This is a genomic window from Rhodoferax sp. (assembly GCF_030653815.1).
Lineage (GTDB): Bacteria > Pseudomonadota > Gammaproteobacteria > Burkholderiales > Burkholderiaceae_C > Rhodoferax.
Genome location: NZ_JAURYQ010000043.1, coordinates 1 through 16,148 on the forward strand (window position 1 = coordinate 1; position 16,148 = coordinate 16,148).

Consider the following 16,148-nt stretch of genomic DNA (forward strand, 5'->3'; position numbering starts at 1 on the left):
CGAACACCATGATCACCATGGCAACCATGCACACCACGATCAGCAGTTCGAGCAATTTGAAGAAAAAATGAGTACTCTTTTGCAATGCAGGCTCCACAATAATTAATTCGTCACGCTCGCCTTGAGCAGGGAGGCGGGCATATTCAGTCGGGGCAGGGAGTGGCTCGATGCCAGAATTTCTTCAACATCCTGGTGGGCGCCGTCAATCAGCACCAGGATGGCCTTCTCGGCTTTGGTCGGCTTGCGGGCAATCACCGCGTCAAGCACCGCGCGATGTCCCGCAAGGCTGCTGGCCGGCCCTCCTGGTTTACTGGTCGTCAACTCAAAGCTGGTCCGCAGCAATGCCCCAAGCGCCTTGCTCATTTGTATGAGCAGGCGATTACGACAGGCCCGCAACAATCCCTGGTGGAAGCGCAGGTCATAAGAGACATAGTCGCCGCCCTCCTCGACGGCGCGCGCCATGCCTGCAAAGGCGCTTTCAATGTCGGCAATATCCGCTGGGGTCGCGCGTTGGGCTGCCAGCCGAACAGCGGCAGGCTCAACCACACGCCGCAAGTCCATCAGATCGCGCAGAAATTCGGGCGTCAAGCCGGTCTTGGCTTGCCAGGCGATGACGTCGGAGTCGAACCAGTTCCAGTGATCTTCGGACAGCACGCGGGTGCCCACCTTGGGACCGGTGGTCACCAAGCCTTTGGCGATCAGCGACTTCACGGATTCACGTATCACGGTCCGACTGACGCCCAGTTCCGCACCCAGCATTGGCTCGGGTGGAAGCGACATTCCGGCGCTGTAGCGTCCCGCGACGATGGCTTCGCCGAGATGGTCAACGGTGTTGCCATGGACGTTTTTTATCGTGTTGTTTATCATCTTAGCTTGCCATCATAGAACGATAGGATCCTTTGTTTCGCGAGGGTTTTCCCTTGGTTTTTAATTGATATCATATGACGATAATATGTTTAATTCGAGGATTTACCCTATGACCAATTCAAGCAAGCCCAAAAAAAAGCCCGAAGAACTGCGCAGCCAGCAGTGGTTTGGCCGGCAAGACCGCGACGGTTTTGTCTACCGCAGCTGGGTCAAGGGCAAGGGTGTGCCAGACGACCAGTTTGATGGCCGCCCGGTCATTGGTATCTGCAACACCTTCAGTGAACTGACCCCCTGCAACTCGCATTTCCGCACGCTGGCCGAGCAGGTGAAGATCGGCGTGTACGAGGCTGGCGGTTTTCCGCTGGAGTTCCCGGTCATGTCGCTGGGCGAGACCCTGATGCGCCCGACCGCCATGCTGTACCGCAACCTGGCCAGCATGGATGTGGAGGAAAGCATCCGCGCCAACCCGCTTGACGGCGTCGTGCTGCTGATGGGGTGCGACAAGACCACGCCCGCGCTGCTGATGGGCGCCTCCAGTGTCAACCTGCCCACCATTGGCGTCTCCGGCGGCCCCATGCTCAACGGCAAGTGGCGCGGCCAGGAGCTGGGCTCGGGCACCGGGGTCTGGAGCATGAGCGAGCAGGTGCGCGCCGGCACGCTCAAGCTGGAAGAATTCATGGAGGCCGAGAGCTGCATGCACCGCAGCCACGGCCACTGCATGACCATGGGCACGGCCTCCACGATGGCCAGCATGGTTGAAGCCCTGGGCATCGGCCTGCCCGGCAATGCGGCTTACCCGGCGGTGGACGGGCGGCGCAACGTGTTGGCGCGCAACGCGGGCCGGCGCATCGTCGAGATGGTGCACGAGGACCAGTTCATCTCCAAGGTGCTCACGCGCGAAGCCTTCGAGAACGCGATTCGCACGCTGGCGGCCATTGGCGGTTCAACCAACGCGGTGATCCACCTGATCGCCGTCGCCGGCCGACTGGGCGTCAAGCTCACGGTCGACGACTTCGACCGGCTGGCCAGCGAACTGCCCTGCCTGGTCAACCTGCAGCCGTCGGGCGAGCACCTGATGGAAGACTTCTGCTACGCCGGCGGTCTGCCGGTGGTGATGAAGGAAATTGGCCATCTGCTGCACAAGGACATCATCACGGTCAGCGGCCAGAGCGTGGCCGAGAATTTCGCCGGGGCGCAAAACTACGACCCGCGCGTCATCAAAAAATTCGACGAGCCGTTCAAGGACAAGGCCGGCATTGCGGTGCTGCGCGGCAATCTGGCGCCGCGCGGTGCCGTCATCAAACCCAGCGCGGCCACGCCCGCTCTGCTGGTGCACACGGGCCGCGCCGTGGTGTTCGAGGACAGCCACGATTTCCACGCCCGCATCGACGACGACAGCCTGGATGTGGATGAGACCTGTATCCTGGTGCTCAAGAACTGCGGTCCCAAGGGCTATCCCGGCATGGCCGAGATCGGCAACATGCCGCTGCCGCCGAAAGTGCTTAAAAAAGGCATCACCGACATGGTGCGCATCAGCGACGCACGCATGAGCGGCACCGCCTATGGCACCGTGGTGTTGCACACCGCGCCCGAGGCGGCCGCCGGCGGCCCGCTGGCGGTGGTGCAAAACGGCGACATGATCGAGCTCAATGTGCCCGAGCGCCGGCTGCAATTGCTGATCAGCGACGAGGAGCTCGCGCGGCGTCTGGCCCACTGGAAGGCGCCTGAGCCGCCGCTGTTGTCGGGTTACTGGAAGCTCTATGTGGACCATGTGCTGCAGGCCGATGAGGGTGCAGACTTTGACTTTCTGGTGGGTCAGCGCGGCGCATTTGTACCCAAAGACAACCACTAAGGCGCTGCCCAATGAAAATCCTGATCACCGACTATGATTTTCCCGACCTTGCGCTGGAGCGGGCCTTGTACAGTGCGGCTGGCGTCGAGCTGGTGGTGGCGCAATGCCGCACCGAGGACGAAGTGATTGCCGCATCGGAAGGCTGCCAGGGGCTGCTGGTGCAATACGCGCCGATCAATGCCAAGGTCTTCGCGGCCCGGCCCGAGATTCGCATTGTCAGCCGTTACGGTGCCGGTTTTGACACCGTCAACACCGCTGATGCGAAAGCGCACGGTGTCTGGGTCGGCAACTCACCTGACTACGGCGTCGGCGAGGTGGCCACCCATGCGCTGGGCATGACCCTGTCGCTGCTGCGGCACATTGCGTTTTACGATCGCGACGTGAAGGCTGGCAAATGGCATTTCTCGAGCGCCGGCAAGATACAGCGTGTCGCCGACATGACGCTTGGCATTCTGGGGCTTGGCCGCATTGGCAAACGCATGGCCCACGTCAGCCGCAACAGTTTCAAGCGTGTGATCGCCTGTGACCCCTACATCATCGACGGTGATTTTCCGGCCTATGTCGAGCGTGTCAAGCTGGAAGAGCTGTTTGCGCAGGCCGACGCCATTTCGTTGCACGTGCCGCTCACCGACGAGACGCGTGGCATGGTCAATGCATCCTTGCTCGGCCTGATGAAGCCCGGCAGCGTGCTGGTCAACACCGCGCGCGGTGCGGTCGTCAATATTGACGACTTGCTGGCCGTGCTCGATGAAGGCCGGCTCGACGGTGCCGCGCTGGATGTGTTGCCCACCGAGCCGCCCGCGGTCGACTCACGCATCGTGCAGCATCCCCGTGTTTTGCTGACACCCCACGCGGCGTTCTATTCGGTCATCGCCGAACAGGAACTCCGGCGCAAGGCGGCGCAGAATCTGATTGATTGGGCGCGCAATGGCCGTCCATCCTATGTGGTGATCAGTGGAGCTTGAGCATGCTGGCAGTTGACTGGGGCACCACGTCGCTGCGCGGTGCCTGGCTTGACGACCGCGGCCAGGCGTTGGAAGAGCGCGCATTCCCCCGCGGTATTCTGTCGGTGGCGCCGGGCGAATTCCCTTCCGTGTTCCAGACCTGCTTTGGCGACTGGATGCAAAGGCCGGGTGCCTGGTGCCTGATGTCCGGCATGGTCGGCAGCAAGCAGGGATGGCTGGAGGCGCCCTATTGCGCCTGTCCAGCCGGATTCGCCGAAGTCGCCGCCACCCTGAGCTGGGTCGAGCCCGCCCGCATCGCCATCGTGTCGGGGCTGTGCTGTGAAAACGACGGTATTCCTGATGTCATGCGGGGTGAAGAGACCCAGATTTTTGGCGCCCTGCAACTGCTCGGACGGCAAGAAGCGCTGGTGGTGCTGCCCGGCACGCACAGCAAATGGGTGCGCGTGCAAGCCGGGCGAATCCAGTCGTTTGCCACCTTCATGACGGGCGAATTCTTTGCCCTGTTGCGGCAACATTCCATTTTGTCGCGCACGCTGCCTGCCAGCGATGGCGACTTCGACAGCGACGCGTTCGACCAGGGCGTGACCCATGCGCTGCGCAGCAACAGCCTGCTGCACACCGCCTTCAGCGCGCGTACCCTGTCGCTGTTCGACCGGCTGCCTGTGGCCGCATTGCCCAGCTATTTGTCCGGTCTGGTGATTGGCGAGGAGCTGCGTGCCCAGACCTTGCAGCGCACTACCGAGGTGGTCATCATCGGCTCGGCGTCGTTGACGCAGCGTTACCAGCAGGCGCTGGCGCTGCAACACATTCCGGCGCAGTGTGTCGGCGCAGAAGCCACCTGGGCCGGTCTGTGGGCCATCGCGCAAACGCTCTCTCCCAACTTGCTGAAATGATCATGCATGCACATCAGAAATTTGACACGGCACTGAACCAGCTTCCGCTGATTGCCATCCTGCGCGGCCTGCAGGCGCACGAGGCGCTGGCGATGGGGGAGGCGCTCGGCAGCACGGGCTGGACCCTGATTGAGGTTCCCCTGAATTCACCCGATCCGCTCACCAGCATTGCCACCCTGGCCAGCAGCTTGCCGCAGGCACTGGTCGGTGCCGGCACGGTCCTCACGCCAGCCGATGTGCGCAACGTCCATGCTGCCGGTGGCCAGTTGATCGTGTCGCCCAATTTCAACCCGGCCGTCGTGCGCGAAGCCGTGCGCCTGGGGTTGGTCTGCCTGCCTGGCATCATGACGGCCAGCGAAGCCTTTGCGGCCTTGGAGGCGGGTGCCACGGGGCTCAAGCTTTTCCCCTCCGAGATGATCAGTCCGGCCGTGGTTCGGGCGCTGCGCGCGGTCTTGCCAGCCGACACGCGTGTGTTCCCGGTGGGTGGCATCACCCCCGAGAATATGCACAGTTACCTCGCTGCGGGCGCCTCTGGTTTTGGGATTGGATCCGCCCTCTACAAATCCGGCATGACGGCAAATCAGGTTCAAGCGCATGCCATGAATTTCATTTCTGCCTATCGTGCAGCCTCCTTTTCCCACTGAAAACCCCGCTTGTCTGCGGGCCTGATGAAACGAAAGAGTAAAAGCCATGACACAACAACACGACAACCTGATCAACGGCCAATGGGTCGCGGGGGCCAAGTACGCCCCCAACATCAACCCATCCAACCTGGCGGACGTGATCGGCGACTACGCCCAGGCCGATGTCGCGCAGCTTGACGCCGCCGTCCAGGCCGCCCAGGCCGCGTTCCCCGCCTGGTCGACCGGCAACATCCAGGCCAGAGCCGATGCGCTGGACAAGATCGGCAGCGAGATATTGGCCCGCCGCGAAGAACTCGGTACCCTGTTGGCGCGCGAAGAAGGCAAGACCAAACCTGAGGGGATTGGCGAGGCGACCCGCGCCGGCAACATTTTCAAATTCTTCGCCGGTGAATGCCTGCGCCTGAGTGGTGAAGTCGTGCCCTCGGTGCGCTCCGGCGTCAGCGTCGAGATCACCCGCGAGCCCATGGGCGTGGTCGGTCTGATCACCCCCTGGAACTTCCCCATCGCCATCCCGGCCTGGAAGACCGCGCCGGCGCTGGCCTATGGCAACTGCGTGGTGCTCAAGCCGGCCGACCTGGTGCCCGGCTGTGCCTGGGCCTTGGCCGAGATCATCAGCCGTTCTGGCATTCCAGCGGGCGTCTTCAACCTGGTGATGGGCCGCGGCAGCGTCATCGGCGACCCGCTGGTCAACCACCCCGGCATCAACGCCATCAGCTTCACCGGCTCGCAAGGCGTGGGCGGACGCATTGCCCAGCAATGCGCGCTGAACCTCAAGAAAGTGCAACTGGAGATGGGCGGCAAGAACCCGCAAGTCATTCTGGACGACGCCGATCTGACGCAAGCGGTGGAGCTCAGCGTGCAAAGCGCCTTTTTTTCGACCGGCCAGCGCTGCACCGCTGCCAGCCGGCTGATCGTCACCGATGGCATCTACCCCCGATTCCTGGAGGCCATGAAACAGCGCATGGCCAGCCTCAAAATTGGCGACGCCCTGGCCGCCGGCATCGACATCGGACCGGTAGCTTCTCAGGCCCAGTTGGAACAGGATTTGGGCTACGTCGACATCGGGCAGGCCGAAGGTGCCGTGCTGGTGGCTGGTGGCCAGCGTTTGTCCTGCAGCACCGAGGGCTTCTACATGGCGCCTGCACTCCTGAGCGACACCACGAGCGCCATGCGCATCAATCGCGAGGAGGTGTTCGGCCCGGTGGCCAGCATCATCCGCGTCAAGGGCTATGAGGAGGCGCTGGCAGAGGCCAACAACACGCCCTATGGACTCACCAGCGGCATTGCCACCACCTCGCTGAAATACGCCACGCATTTCAAACGCCACAGTCAGGCCGGCATGGTGATGGTGAACCTGCCCACCGCCGGGGTCGATTACCATGTGCCCTTTGGCGGGCGCAAGGGCTCCAGCTACGGCCCGCGCGAGCAGGGACGCTATGCGCAGGAGTTCTTCACTACGGTGAAGACCGTTTATGTCAGCAACTGAATTATTTTTTGGAGCCAACACCATGTTGAAACAAGCCGCCCCGATTCCGGGGTCCTGCGAGGTCGTGATCACCGGTGGTGCCGGGTTTCTGGGCGTGCGTCTGGCGCGCGCCCTGCTGGCACAGGGCAAGCTGTCCCTCGCCGGCGCTGCGCCGGTCGACATCCGCCACATCACGCTGGTCGACCGCGCGCCACCGCCGGCCGACCTGCTGGCCGACACCCGTGTGAGCGCCCTGATTGGCGACCTGAATGCCCTGCTGGAAGCCAAAGACACGGCAACACCGGTGGTGACCCCGCAAACGTCGGTTGTCTTCCATCTGGCGGCCGCAGTCAGCGGCGAATGCGAGGCTGACTTTGACCTTGGCATGCGCAGCAACTTTGCTGCCACGCTGTCCCTGCTGGAGACCTGCCGTGCCCTGAAGACCCAGCCCATCGTGGTGTTTGCCAGCTCGCTGGCGGTGTTTGGCGATGCACCCGGTGTGCCGCTGCCCCCGGTGATCGAGGACACTACCCTGCCAACACCGCAAAGCAGTTACGGCATCCAGAAATTCATCGGCGAACAACTGATGGCGGACTTCAGCCGCAAAGGCTTCATTCAGGGCCGCAGCGTGCGCCTGATGACCGTGAGTGTTCGCCCCGGCAAGCCCAATGGCGCAGCCTCGAGTTTTTTGAGCGGCATGTTGCGCGAACCGCTGGCGGGTGTTCGCGCGGTCTGTCCTGTGCCGGCCGACACCCCGGTGGCCTTGTCGTCGCCCGAACGCACCATCGCCGGCCTGATCGGCGCGGCCCAGGCCAGCGACCCCGCCTGGGGGCCGCGTACCGCCCTGACCCTGCCGGCGCTGACCACCACGCCGACCCAGATGGCTGCGGCGCTGGAAGCCGTCGCCGGGCCTGCGGTGGCGGCGTTGATCGACTGGGAACCCGACCCCGCCATTCATAACATTGTGAAAACCTGGCCAGCCCGCATCAATGCCCGCCGCGCCGCCGGTCTGGGGCTGTTGCCCGACACCAGTTTTGAAGACATCATCAGGGCGTACATCAGGGAAAACCCTGATTTCATCAAGCAGGCATCCGCGTAATAATCAAACTTGTCATACAACTTTTCGGTCGTTTATTTTTAAATCTAGGAGACATTGCATGAAATTGAGCAAACTGTTTATCGGCCTTTCCCTCGCAGTCGGTCTGGTGGCCACGGCTGCCGCGCAGACCAACATGAAGATCAACATTGCCATTGCCCAGAATTCGCACCAGGGTGTGGCCATTGATACCTTTGCCAAGGAAGTTGAAAAGAACACCGCCGGCCGTTACAAGATTCAAACCTTTTTCAACGCGTCACTGGGCAGCGAGCGCGAGTCCATCGAGTCGGTTCAATTGGGTACCCAGGAGCTGACCTTCACCTCCACCGGTCCGGTGCCCAATTTCGTGCCGGAAGCCAAGATCCTGGACATTCCTTTCCTGTTCCGTGACAAGGGTCATGCGCGTCGTGTGCTCGATGGCCCCATCGGCCAGGACATGCTGACCAAGTTTGACTCCAAGGGCTTCAAGGCATTGGCCTGGGGTGAGAACGGCATGCGCAACGTGACCAACAACAAGCGCGCTGTCGTGACACCTGATGACCTGAAAGGTCTGAAGCTGCGCACCATGGAAAACCCGGTGCACGTGGCGGCCTACAAGGGTCTGGGCATTGTCACCACGCCGATGGCCATGGCTGAAGTGTTCACCGCGCTGCAGCAAGGCACGGTTGATGGCCAGGAAAACCCGCTGTCGGTCATCATGGCGGCCAAGCTGGACCAGGTGCAAAAACACGTATCGCTGACCGGCCATGTGTATTCGCCCGCCATCTTCCTGATGAACAAGGCCACGTTCGACAAGCTGACACCGGCTGACCAGAAGGTCTTCCTGGAAGCTGCCAAGACCGCTGTCAAGGTCAACCGTGACCGTGTCGACGCCGACGATGCCATGGGTGTGACCTACCTGCGCGGCAAGGGCATGACCGTGACCGAAAACCTGGACAAGTCCAAGTTTGTCGCCACGCTGGCACCCGTGTACGCCGAGTTCGAGAAGCAGTTCGGCAAGGACAACATGGACAAGATCCGCAACACCAAATAATCAACTTCGGTGAGTTCAAGCGCCCGACGGTTAAAAACGTTCGGGCGTTTTTTTGACCCCATGTCAGGCGGAGAACGCGATGAGAGATAAATTTCTGCGGCTGGAGCACTGGACAAGCCGCTTGGCGCTGGTCACGGCCTGTGCCATGCTGCTGGTGGCGGCCAGCCTGGGCATGTTCCAGATCATCACCCGCTTTGTGCTGGAAACCCCGGCCGAGTGGACCGAGGTGCTGATCCGGTTCAGCCTGATCTGGATGGTCTTTCTGGGCGTGCCCATGGCCTTTCGGCAGGGCGCCATGGTCAGCGTGGATGTGCTGTACCGCTGGAGCCCCGCGCGCTTGCGCCGCGTGCTTGACTGGGTGGTCTGCCTGGCGGCTCTTGCGCTGATTTTCATCATCATTTGGTGGGGCTGGGACTATGCCCAGCGCGGCAAGGTGCAAACCATGGCTGGGCTGGAGGAACTGTCGATGTTCTGGGCTTACCTGGCCATGCCGGTGGGTGGGGTGTTCAGTGTCATCAGCATCATTGGCAATCTGCTGGATCCCCAGCGTCTGGAACTGGAGACCGCACAATGACCACTGCCATGCTCATCACCATGGTGTTGTGCTTTGCGCTCACCGTGTCGGTTGCCGTGTCCATCGGGCTGGCCGCCATCCTGGGTATCCAGGTGGCCGAGATCAATATGTTGATTTCGGTCAAGGAGATGTTCAACGCCATCAACCGCTTCCCGCTGGCCGCCATTCCCTTCTTTATTCTGGCCGGTAACATCATGGAAACCGGCGGCATATCGCGCCGCCTGGTCGAATTCGCCAAGAGTATCGTGGGTGGCGTGCAGGGCGGCCTGCCCATGACCTGTGTGCTGACCTGCATGATTTTTGCGTCGGTCTCGGGCTCGTCAGTGGCGACCACCTTTGCCATCGGCACCATCCTGATTCCGGCGCTGATGAAGCACGGTTATCCCAACACCTGGGCCGCGTCATTACAGGCCACCAGTGCCGAGCTGGGTGTCATCATCCCGCCCTCGATTCCGCTGATTCTGTACGGTGTGAGCGCCGAGGTCTCCATCGGTGAACTGTTCATCGCGGGCTTTGGCCCCGGCCTGTTCATCAGCGGTGCGCTGATGCTGTTTGTCTGGGCTTACTGCAAGTACAAGGGCTGGGGCAAGTGTGATGGTGACGGCCGCTTGTCGGTGGGCAAGGCCACCTGGAAAGCCGGCTGGGCGCTGCTGATGCCGGTGATCATTCTGGGCGGCATTTACGGTGGTGTCTTCACGCCGACCGAGGCCTCCGCCGTGGCGGTGTTTTATGCCCTGATCGTGGGTTTGGTGATCTACCGCGAAATCAAGCTGCCCGACCTGTACACGATTTTGCGCAAATCGGTGCTGTCAGCGGCGGTGATCATGTTCATCATTGCCAATGCCGGGCTGTTTGCCTTTTTGATCACACGAGCCGGTGTGCCCGAGGCCATTGGCATCTGGCTGCAGGACGTGCTCAAGTCACCGGTCTACTTTTTGCTGGGCGTCAACGCGGCCTTGTTCATCATTGGCATGTTCATCGAGACCGGTGCCGCCATCATTGTGCTGGCCCCGATTTTGGCGCCCGTGGCGATGCACTTCGGCATTGATCCGGTGCACTTCGGCCTGATCATGGTGGTCAACCTGGCACTCGGCATGATCACGCCGCCGTTTGGGGTCAACCTGTTTGCCGCTTGCACGGTGGCACGCATTTCGCTGGACCGCATGATCAAGGACCTTGTGCCATTTGTGCTGGTGGTGGTGGTCTGCCTGATGGTGATTTCCTACGTGCCGGCGCTGTCACTCACGCTGCGCGATCTGGTCTATGCCCGCTAAGCGCGTTGGACAAGCCAGGCCATGACTGCGCCCTTCAAACCTGTCCTGCCCGGTGCCTATCTGTCGGATCAGGTGGCCGATGTGATGGCCGCCAAAATTCGGGCTGGACGCCTGGCCGCGGGTGACAAGTTGCCTACTGAAGCCGCCATGGTGGACCAGTTTTCGGTGAGCCGTACCGTGGTGCGGGAGGCACTCTCCAGGCTCAAGTCGCTGGGGCTGGTCGAGTCGCGCCAGGGTAGCGGTGTGTTTGTCAAGGAAATCGGTTTTCCCCCGCTGAATTTTGATACCAAGTCGGTGGCGTCGCGACAAGCCGTGATCCAGATGGTGGAAGTGCGCCGTGCCCTGGAGGCCGAGGTGGCAGCACTGGCGGCGCAGCGCCGCACCAAGACGGACATCAAACGCATCCACCAGTCGATTGCCCAATTGGACAAGGCGGTGGCGGTGGGCGGTGATGGCGTGCTGGAAGACGTGCAATACCACCTGGTCATTGCCGAGGCGGCGCGCAACCCGTTTCTGATGGGCACCCTGCAGTACCTTGGGCAGTTCTTGCAGGGCGCCACCCGGGTGACCCGCGCCAACGAAGCCCGGCGGGACGATTTTGCGCGTCAGGTGCGTGACGAGCATGCCGTGATTTGCCAGGCCATCGAAGCCGGCGATGCGGAAACGGCACGCCGGGCGGCCGGCGCACACATGAACAACGCCATCGTGCGCATCGAGCAGGCCGACCCGGCGTTCTGGCAACAAACCGGCGACGCGCTGGCCAGCACGCTGGTGCACGGCTTGCCGGCTGCGTCTTGATTTTTTAAAGGGAATTGGAGTAACTCAATGAAAACGAATGTCGGTCTGATCGGTTTAGGTGCCATGGGCAGCGGCATGGCGGGCTCCTTGCGCCGCCATGGCTGCCAGGTCCATGTGTTTGATGTGCGTGCCGAGTCGGCGCAGGCCTTTGCGGCGCAGGGCGGCGTGGCCTGTGCAACGCCGGCCGAACTCGCAGCGCATTGCAAGGTGATTGTGTCGGTGGTGGTCAACGCCGCCCAGACCGAGGCGGTGCTGTTTGGCGAGCAGGGCTGCACCAGCGCCATGGCACCGGGTAGCGTGTTTGTGATGTGTTCCACGGTCGACCCGAACTGGTCCATCGCCATGGAAGCACGCTTGGCCAAGCTCGGCATTCTTTACGTGGATGCCCCCATCTCGGGTGGCGCCGCCAAGGCCGCCAGCGGCCAGATGACCATGATGACCGCCGCCACGCCCGAGGCTTACGCGGCCGTGGGCCCCTTGCTCGATGCCATGGCCAGCAATGTCTACCGGCTGGGTGACAAGGCTGGCGCGGGCAGCAAGGTCAAGATCATCAACCAGTTGCTCGCCGGCGTGCACATCGCGGCAGCGGCCGAGGCCATGGCCCTGGGCCTGCGCGAAGGCGTGGATGCCGCCGCCCTGTACGACGTCATCACCCACAGCGCGGGCAACAGCTGGATGTTCGAGAACCGCATGGCACATGTGCTGGCCGGCGACTACACGCCTTTGTCGGCGGTCGACATTTTCGTCAAAGACCTCGGGCTGGTGCTGGATGTGGCGCGCGCCACCAAGTTTCCCTTGCCGCTGTCAAGCACCGCGCACCAGATGTTCATGCAGGCGTCCACCGCGGGCTTTGCGCGCGAGGACGACAGCGCGGTCATCAAGATATTTCCCGGCATTGAGTTGCCCAAACAATCATGAAGAAGATTTTTCTCGGCTGTATAGCCGACGATTTCACCGGCGCCACCGACCTGGCCAACAACCTGGTGCGCGCCGGCATGCGCGTGGTGCAAGCCATGGGGGTGCCCAGCCAGCCGCTCGACGCAGAGGCCGATGCGGTGGTGGTGGCGCTCAAGTCGCGCACCGTGCCGGCGGCTGACGCGGTGCAGGAGTCGCTGGCGGCCTTGCGCTGGCTGCAGGCGCAGGGCGCGCAGCAGATTTACTTCAAGTATTGCTCCACCTTTGACAGCACGGCACAGGGCAATATCGGCCCGGTGACGGAAGCGCTGATGGAGGCGCTGGCCGAGCAGCCGGGCGCCGACTTCAGCATCGCCACGCCGGCCTTTCCTGACAATGGACGCACGGTGTTCAAGGGCCATCTGTTTGTGGGCGATGTGCTGCTCAACGAGAGCGGCATGCAGAATCATCCGCTTACGCCCATGACCGATGCCAACCTGGTGCGTGTGCTGCAAGCCCAATGCCGGCGCAAGGTCGGGCTGATCGACTACAAGGTGGTCGCCCAAGGGCCCGAGGCCATTCGCAGCCGCATCGATCAATTGCGCGCTGACGGTGTCGGCCTGGCGGTGGTGGATGCGGTGTCCAACGACGATCTGATGCGCCTCGGCCCGGCACTGAAAGGCCTGCCACTGGTGACCGCAGGGTCCGGCGTGGCCATCGGCTTGCCGGCCAATTTTGGCATTGCACCCAGCAACACCGCCAGCGCCCTGCCGCCCGCCACCGGCTTTCAGGCGGTGGTGTCGGGCAGTTGCTCGCTGGCAACGAATCGGCAGGTGGCTGCGTTTGTTGCTTCGGGTCGTCCCGCTTTGGCGATCGACCCCTTGCAACTGGCTGCCAGTGGCGGTGGTGAAACTGCCGTGTCGCAGGCGTTGGCCTGGGCCAAAGACCTGCTGCCCCAAGGCCCGGTGCTGATTTATTCTTCAGCCACCCCGGATGCCGTGAAGGCGGTTCAGGTCCAACTGGGTGTGCAGGCCGCAGGTGACCTGGTGGAACACACCCTGGCCGCCATTGCGCGCGGTCTGGTGGATTTAGGCGTGCGCCAATTGGTGGTGGCTGGTGGTGAAACCTCGGGTGCCTGTGTGCAGGCGCTGGCCATTTCACAAATGAAAATCGGTCCGCAAATTGACCCCGGCGTGCCCTGGTGCCATGCCCAGAGTGATGCTGCGCCCGATAGCGGCCTGCACCTGACCCTGAAGTCCGGCAACTTTGGTACCGATGACTTTTTCAGCAAAGCGTTCACGAGGCTGACATGACCGAATCGGAAGCCCGTGAAGAAATCTGCCGTATCGGCCGTAGCCTGTTCGAGCGCGGCTATGTGCATGCCACCGCCGGCAACATCAGTGTGCGGCTGGATGACTCGGAGGGCGGCGGTTTTTTGATCACGCCGACCGATGCCTGCCTGGGTTATCTTGAACCCGCCCGTCTGGCACGGCTGGATGCCCACGCCCAGCAGCTCAGCGGTGACAAAGCCAGCAAAACCATCGCGCTGCACCGCCAGATTTACCGGGCTGCCAGTGCCTTCGATGCGCAGACCCGCTGTGTCATCCATACCCACAGCACGCACTGTGTGGCATTGACGCTGCGTGCCAAAAAAACCGAATCAGCCGAGTTGCTGCCCGCCCTCACGCCTTATTTTGTGATGAAGGTCGGCCATGTGCCCCTCATCCCCTACCACCGTCCCGGCGATCCGCAAGCCGCTCAAGTGGTGGCCGACACCATCACCCGCTATGGCGAAGCCGACACGCCGATCCGTGCGGTCATGCTGGCGCGCCTGGGGCCCAACGTCTGGCACGACTCACCTGCCGCTGCCATGGCGACCCTGGAAGAACTTGAAGAAACCGCCCGGCTGATGTGCCTGAGCGCTGACGCGCCCGAGCCACTGGCCGATTCCCAAATCAACGAACTGCGCCAAACCTTCGGCGCCCGATGGTGACCCCTATGCCCAAATTTGCTGCCAACCTGTCCATGCTCTACCAGGAACACGCGTTTCTGGACCGTTTCGAGGCCGCCGCCAAAGACGGTTTCAAGGCCGTGGAGTACTTGTTCCCCTACGCGTTTGACAAGCAAGACATTGCCGCGCGCCTCAAGGCTCATGGCCTGCAGCAGGTGCTGTTCAATGCCCCGCCGGGCGACTGGGAGGCGGGTGAGCGTGGCCTGGCCTGCCTGCCGGGACGCGAAGAAGAATTCCGTGCCGGCATGGTCAAAGCGCTGGACTACGCGGCCACGCTGGGCTGCCCGCGTGTGCATGTGATGGCCGGCTTGCTGCCTGCTGGCGCCACGCATGAGTCGCTTTACCCCACCTACATCGCCAACCTGCGCTGGGCCGCGCAAGCGGCTGCGCCACACGGCATCGACGTGCTGATCGAACCCATCAACACGCGCGACATTCCCGGCTTTTACCTGAACCGCCAGGACGTGGCGCACGCCGTGCTGGCCGACGTGGGTGAGGCCAACCTCAAGGTGCAGATGGACCTGTACCACTGCCAGATCGTCGAGGGCGACCTGGCCATGAAGATCCGCAAGTACCTGGCCACCGGCAAGGTCGGCCACCTGCAGGTGGCCGGCGTGCCGCAACGCCACGAGCCGGACCTGGGCGAGATCAACCACAGCTATTTGTTTGCCTTGCTCGACGAGTTGGGTTACAGCGACTGGATTGGTTGCGAGTACCGTCCTGCCAACGCGCAGCCGGGCGGCACCTCGGCTGGTCTGGGCTGGCTCAAAGCTTATCTGTGACCCGACCGGCATCACAACTCCCATCCTTCCAGACAGCAGAGAAAAATATGACAGATGCTTCCCGTCCCCTCAACATCGGTTTCATTGGCCTGGGCATGATGGGCCGCGGCATGGCCGGGCACGTGCTGGCCAAGGGCTATGGCGCAGGGTTGCTGGTGCGCTCGGAAGAGGGCGCGGCGCGTTGCGCCGATTTGACTGCAGCGGGCGCCCGCAGCCTGGCAACGTCGGCCGAAGTCGCCGCCATGGCCGATGTCCTGATCATCTGTGTCACCGGCTCGCCTGAAGTCGAGGAGGTGGTGTTGGGCCAGCACGGCGTGCTGGAAGGCATCAAGCCGGGCACCGTGGTGGTGGACTGCTCCACCTCGCAGCCTGACTCCACGCGCCAGCTGGCGGCCGCCCTCGCGGTCAAAGGCGCGCTGTTTCTGGACGCGGCCCTGACCGGCACGCCCAAACATGCCGAGGAGGGCCAACTCAACCTGCTGGTGGGTGGCGACCCGGCGGTGCTGGAGCGGATGCGACCGGTGTTCGCGTGTTTTGCAAAAAATATTTTCTACTGCGGCGCGGTCGGGGCCGGGCACACCACCAAGCTGTTGCACCAGTTTGTCGTGCTGGGCAATGCCGCCATCCTGGCTGAGGCATTTTCCTGCGCCAGCAAGACCGGGGTCGACCTGGCCGTGCTGTGTGACGTGATCGATTCGGGTGGCGCCAACAGCACGGCGTTCCAGCGCCTGCGCCCTTATGTGCTGGAAGGCAACGACCAGATGTTCCGTTTTTCGATCGGCAACGCGCACAAGGACATGCGTTACTACGCTCGCATGACCGGCGAGGCCAAAGCCGTGTCCTACCTGGGGGACGCCGTGCACAACACCTACACCGTGGCCACCAACCAGGGCTACACGCCGCAGTTCATCCCGCATCTGATCAACAGCCTGAACACGCTCAACGGCAATGCCCTTGAGCCCAAAAAAGACTGAAGCTCGCACGCCGTTTTCTTTTTGCA

16 protein-coding genes are annotated in these 16,148 nt (G+C 62.5%); 15 read left to right on the forward strand and 1 reads right to left on the reverse strand.

Annotation, left to right across the window (positions count from 1 at the left end; genetic code table 11):
* Window positions 1-102 precede the first annotated feature (102 nt).
* Window positions 103-867 carry a FadR/GntR family transcriptional regulator gene (locus tag Q7U49_RS16730; RefSeq protein ID WP_304766398.1) on the reverse strand — a complete coding sequence of 255 codons (765 nt, stop codon included), beginning with the start codon at window positions 865-867 and terminating at the stop codon, window positions 103-105.
* 109 nt (window positions 868-976) lie between these two features.
* On the opposite strand from Q7U49_RS16730, the gene Q7U49_RS16735 reads away from it, so the two are divergent.
* The 15 genes from Q7U49_RS16735 (at window position 977) to Q7U49_RS16805 (ending at window position 16,122) form a co-directional block, all read left to right on the forward strand.
* Window positions 977-2,719 (forward strand): IlvD/Edd family dehydratase, encoded by a 1,743-nt coding sequence (locus Q7U49_RS16735; RefSeq protein ID WP_304766401.1) that lies wholly within the window; start codon window positions 977-979, stop codon window positions 2,717-2,719.
* Between the two features lie 11 nt (window positions 2,720-2,730).
* Window positions 2,731-3,684: a C-terminal binding protein gene (locus tag Q7U49_RS16740; RefSeq protein WP_304766404.1), complete on the forward strand. Its 954-nt coding sequence runs from the start codon at window positions 2,731-2,733 to the stop codon at window positions 3,682-3,684.
* A 2-nt stretch (window positions 3,685-3,686) separates the two neighbouring features.
* On the forward strand, window positions 3,687-4,577 hold the full coding sequence (locus tag Q7U49_RS16745; RefSeq protein ID WP_304766407.1) for a 2-dehydro-3-deoxygalactonokinase: 891 nt from the start codon (window positions 3,687-3,689) through the stop codon (window positions 4,575-4,577).
* 2 nt (window positions 4,578-4,579) lie between these two features.
* Entirely contained in the window at window positions 4,580-5,221 is a 642-nt protein-coding gene (locus Q7U49_RS16750) for a 2-dehydro-3-deoxy-6-phosphogalactonate aldolase (RefSeq protein WP_304766410.1), read from the forward strand.
* A gap of 46 nt (window positions 5,222-5,267) precedes the next feature.
* Window positions 5,268-6,707, forward strand: a complete 1,440-nt coding sequence (locus Q7U49_RS16755; protein ID WP_304766413.1) for an aldehyde dehydrogenase family protein — start codon at window positions 5,268-5,270, stop codon at window positions 6,705-6,707.
* Between the two features lie 22 nt (window positions 6,708-6,729).
* Complete coding sequence (gene denD / locus Q7U49_RS16760; RefSeq protein WP_304766416.1) at window positions 6,730-7,785, forward strand: D-erythronate dehydrogenase; 1,056 nt, start codon at window positions 6,730-6,732, stop codon at window positions 7,783-7,785.
* Window positions 7,786-7,843: 58 nt separating this feature from the next.
* Window positions 7,844-8,815, forward strand: coding sequence for a TRAP transporter substrate-binding protein (locus Q7U49_RS16765; protein WP_304766419.1), 972 nt, complete (start codon window positions 7,844-7,846; stop codon window positions 8,813-8,815).
* A 79-nt stretch (window positions 8,816-8,894) separates the two neighbouring features.
* Window positions 8,895-9,389, forward strand: coding sequence for a TRAP transporter small permease (locus Q7U49_RS16770; protein WP_304766422.1), 495 nt, complete (start codon window positions 8,895-8,897; stop codon window positions 9,387-9,389).
* The gene (locus Q7U49_RS16775) at window positions 9,386-10,663 is read left to right on the forward strand and encodes a TRAP transporter large permease (protein ID WP_304766425.1); all 1,278 of its coding nucleotides are present in this window, start codon (window positions 9,386-9,388) and stop codon (window positions 10,661-10,663) included. The genes Q7U49_RS16770 and Q7U49_RS16775 overlap by 4 nt, the downstream gene beginning before the upstream one ends.
* A gap of 21 nt (window positions 10,664-10,684) precedes the next feature.
* Entirely contained in the window at window positions 10,685-11,461 is a 777-nt protein-coding gene (locus tag Q7U49_RS16780) for a FadR/GntR family transcriptional regulator (protein ID WP_304766428.1), read from the forward strand.
* A gap of 27 nt (window positions 11,462-11,488) precedes the next feature.
* The gene (ltnD, locus tag Q7U49_RS16785) at window positions 11,489-12,379 is read left to right on the forward strand and encodes an L-threonate dehydrogenase (protein ID WP_304766431.1); all 891 of its coding nucleotides are present in this window, start codon (window positions 11,489-11,491) and stop codon (window positions 12,377-12,379) included.
* Window positions 12,376-13,668, forward strand: coding sequence for a 3-oxo-tetronate kinase (otnK, locus tag Q7U49_RS16790; protein WP_304766434.1), 1,293 nt, complete (start codon window positions 12,376-12,378; stop codon window positions 13,666-13,668). Before ltnD ends, otnK begins: the two co-directional genes overlap by 4 nt.
* The gene (locus Q7U49_RS16795; protein WP_304766437.1) at window positions 13,665-14,348 is read left to right on the forward strand and encodes an aldolase; all 684 of its coding nucleotides are present in this window, start codon (window positions 13,665-13,667) and stop codon (window positions 14,346-14,348) included. Before otnK ends, Q7U49_RS16795 begins: the two co-directional genes overlap by 4 nt.
* A gap of 5 nt (window positions 14,349-14,353) precedes the next feature.
* On the forward strand, window positions 14,354-15,148 hold the full coding sequence (gene otnI / locus Q7U49_RS16800; protein ID WP_304766440.1) for a 2-oxo-tetronate isomerase: 795 nt from the start codon (window positions 14,354-14,356) through the stop codon (window positions 15,146-15,148).
* A gap of 47 nt (window positions 15,149-15,195) precedes the next feature.
* Window positions 15,196-16,122 carry an NAD(P)-dependent oxidoreductase gene (locus Q7U49_RS16805; RefSeq protein ID WP_304766443.1) on the forward strand — a complete coding sequence of 309 codons (927 nt, stop codon included), beginning with the start codon at window positions 15,196-15,198 and terminating at the stop codon, window positions 16,120-16,122.
* Window positions 16,123-16,148: the final 26 nt, after the last annotated feature.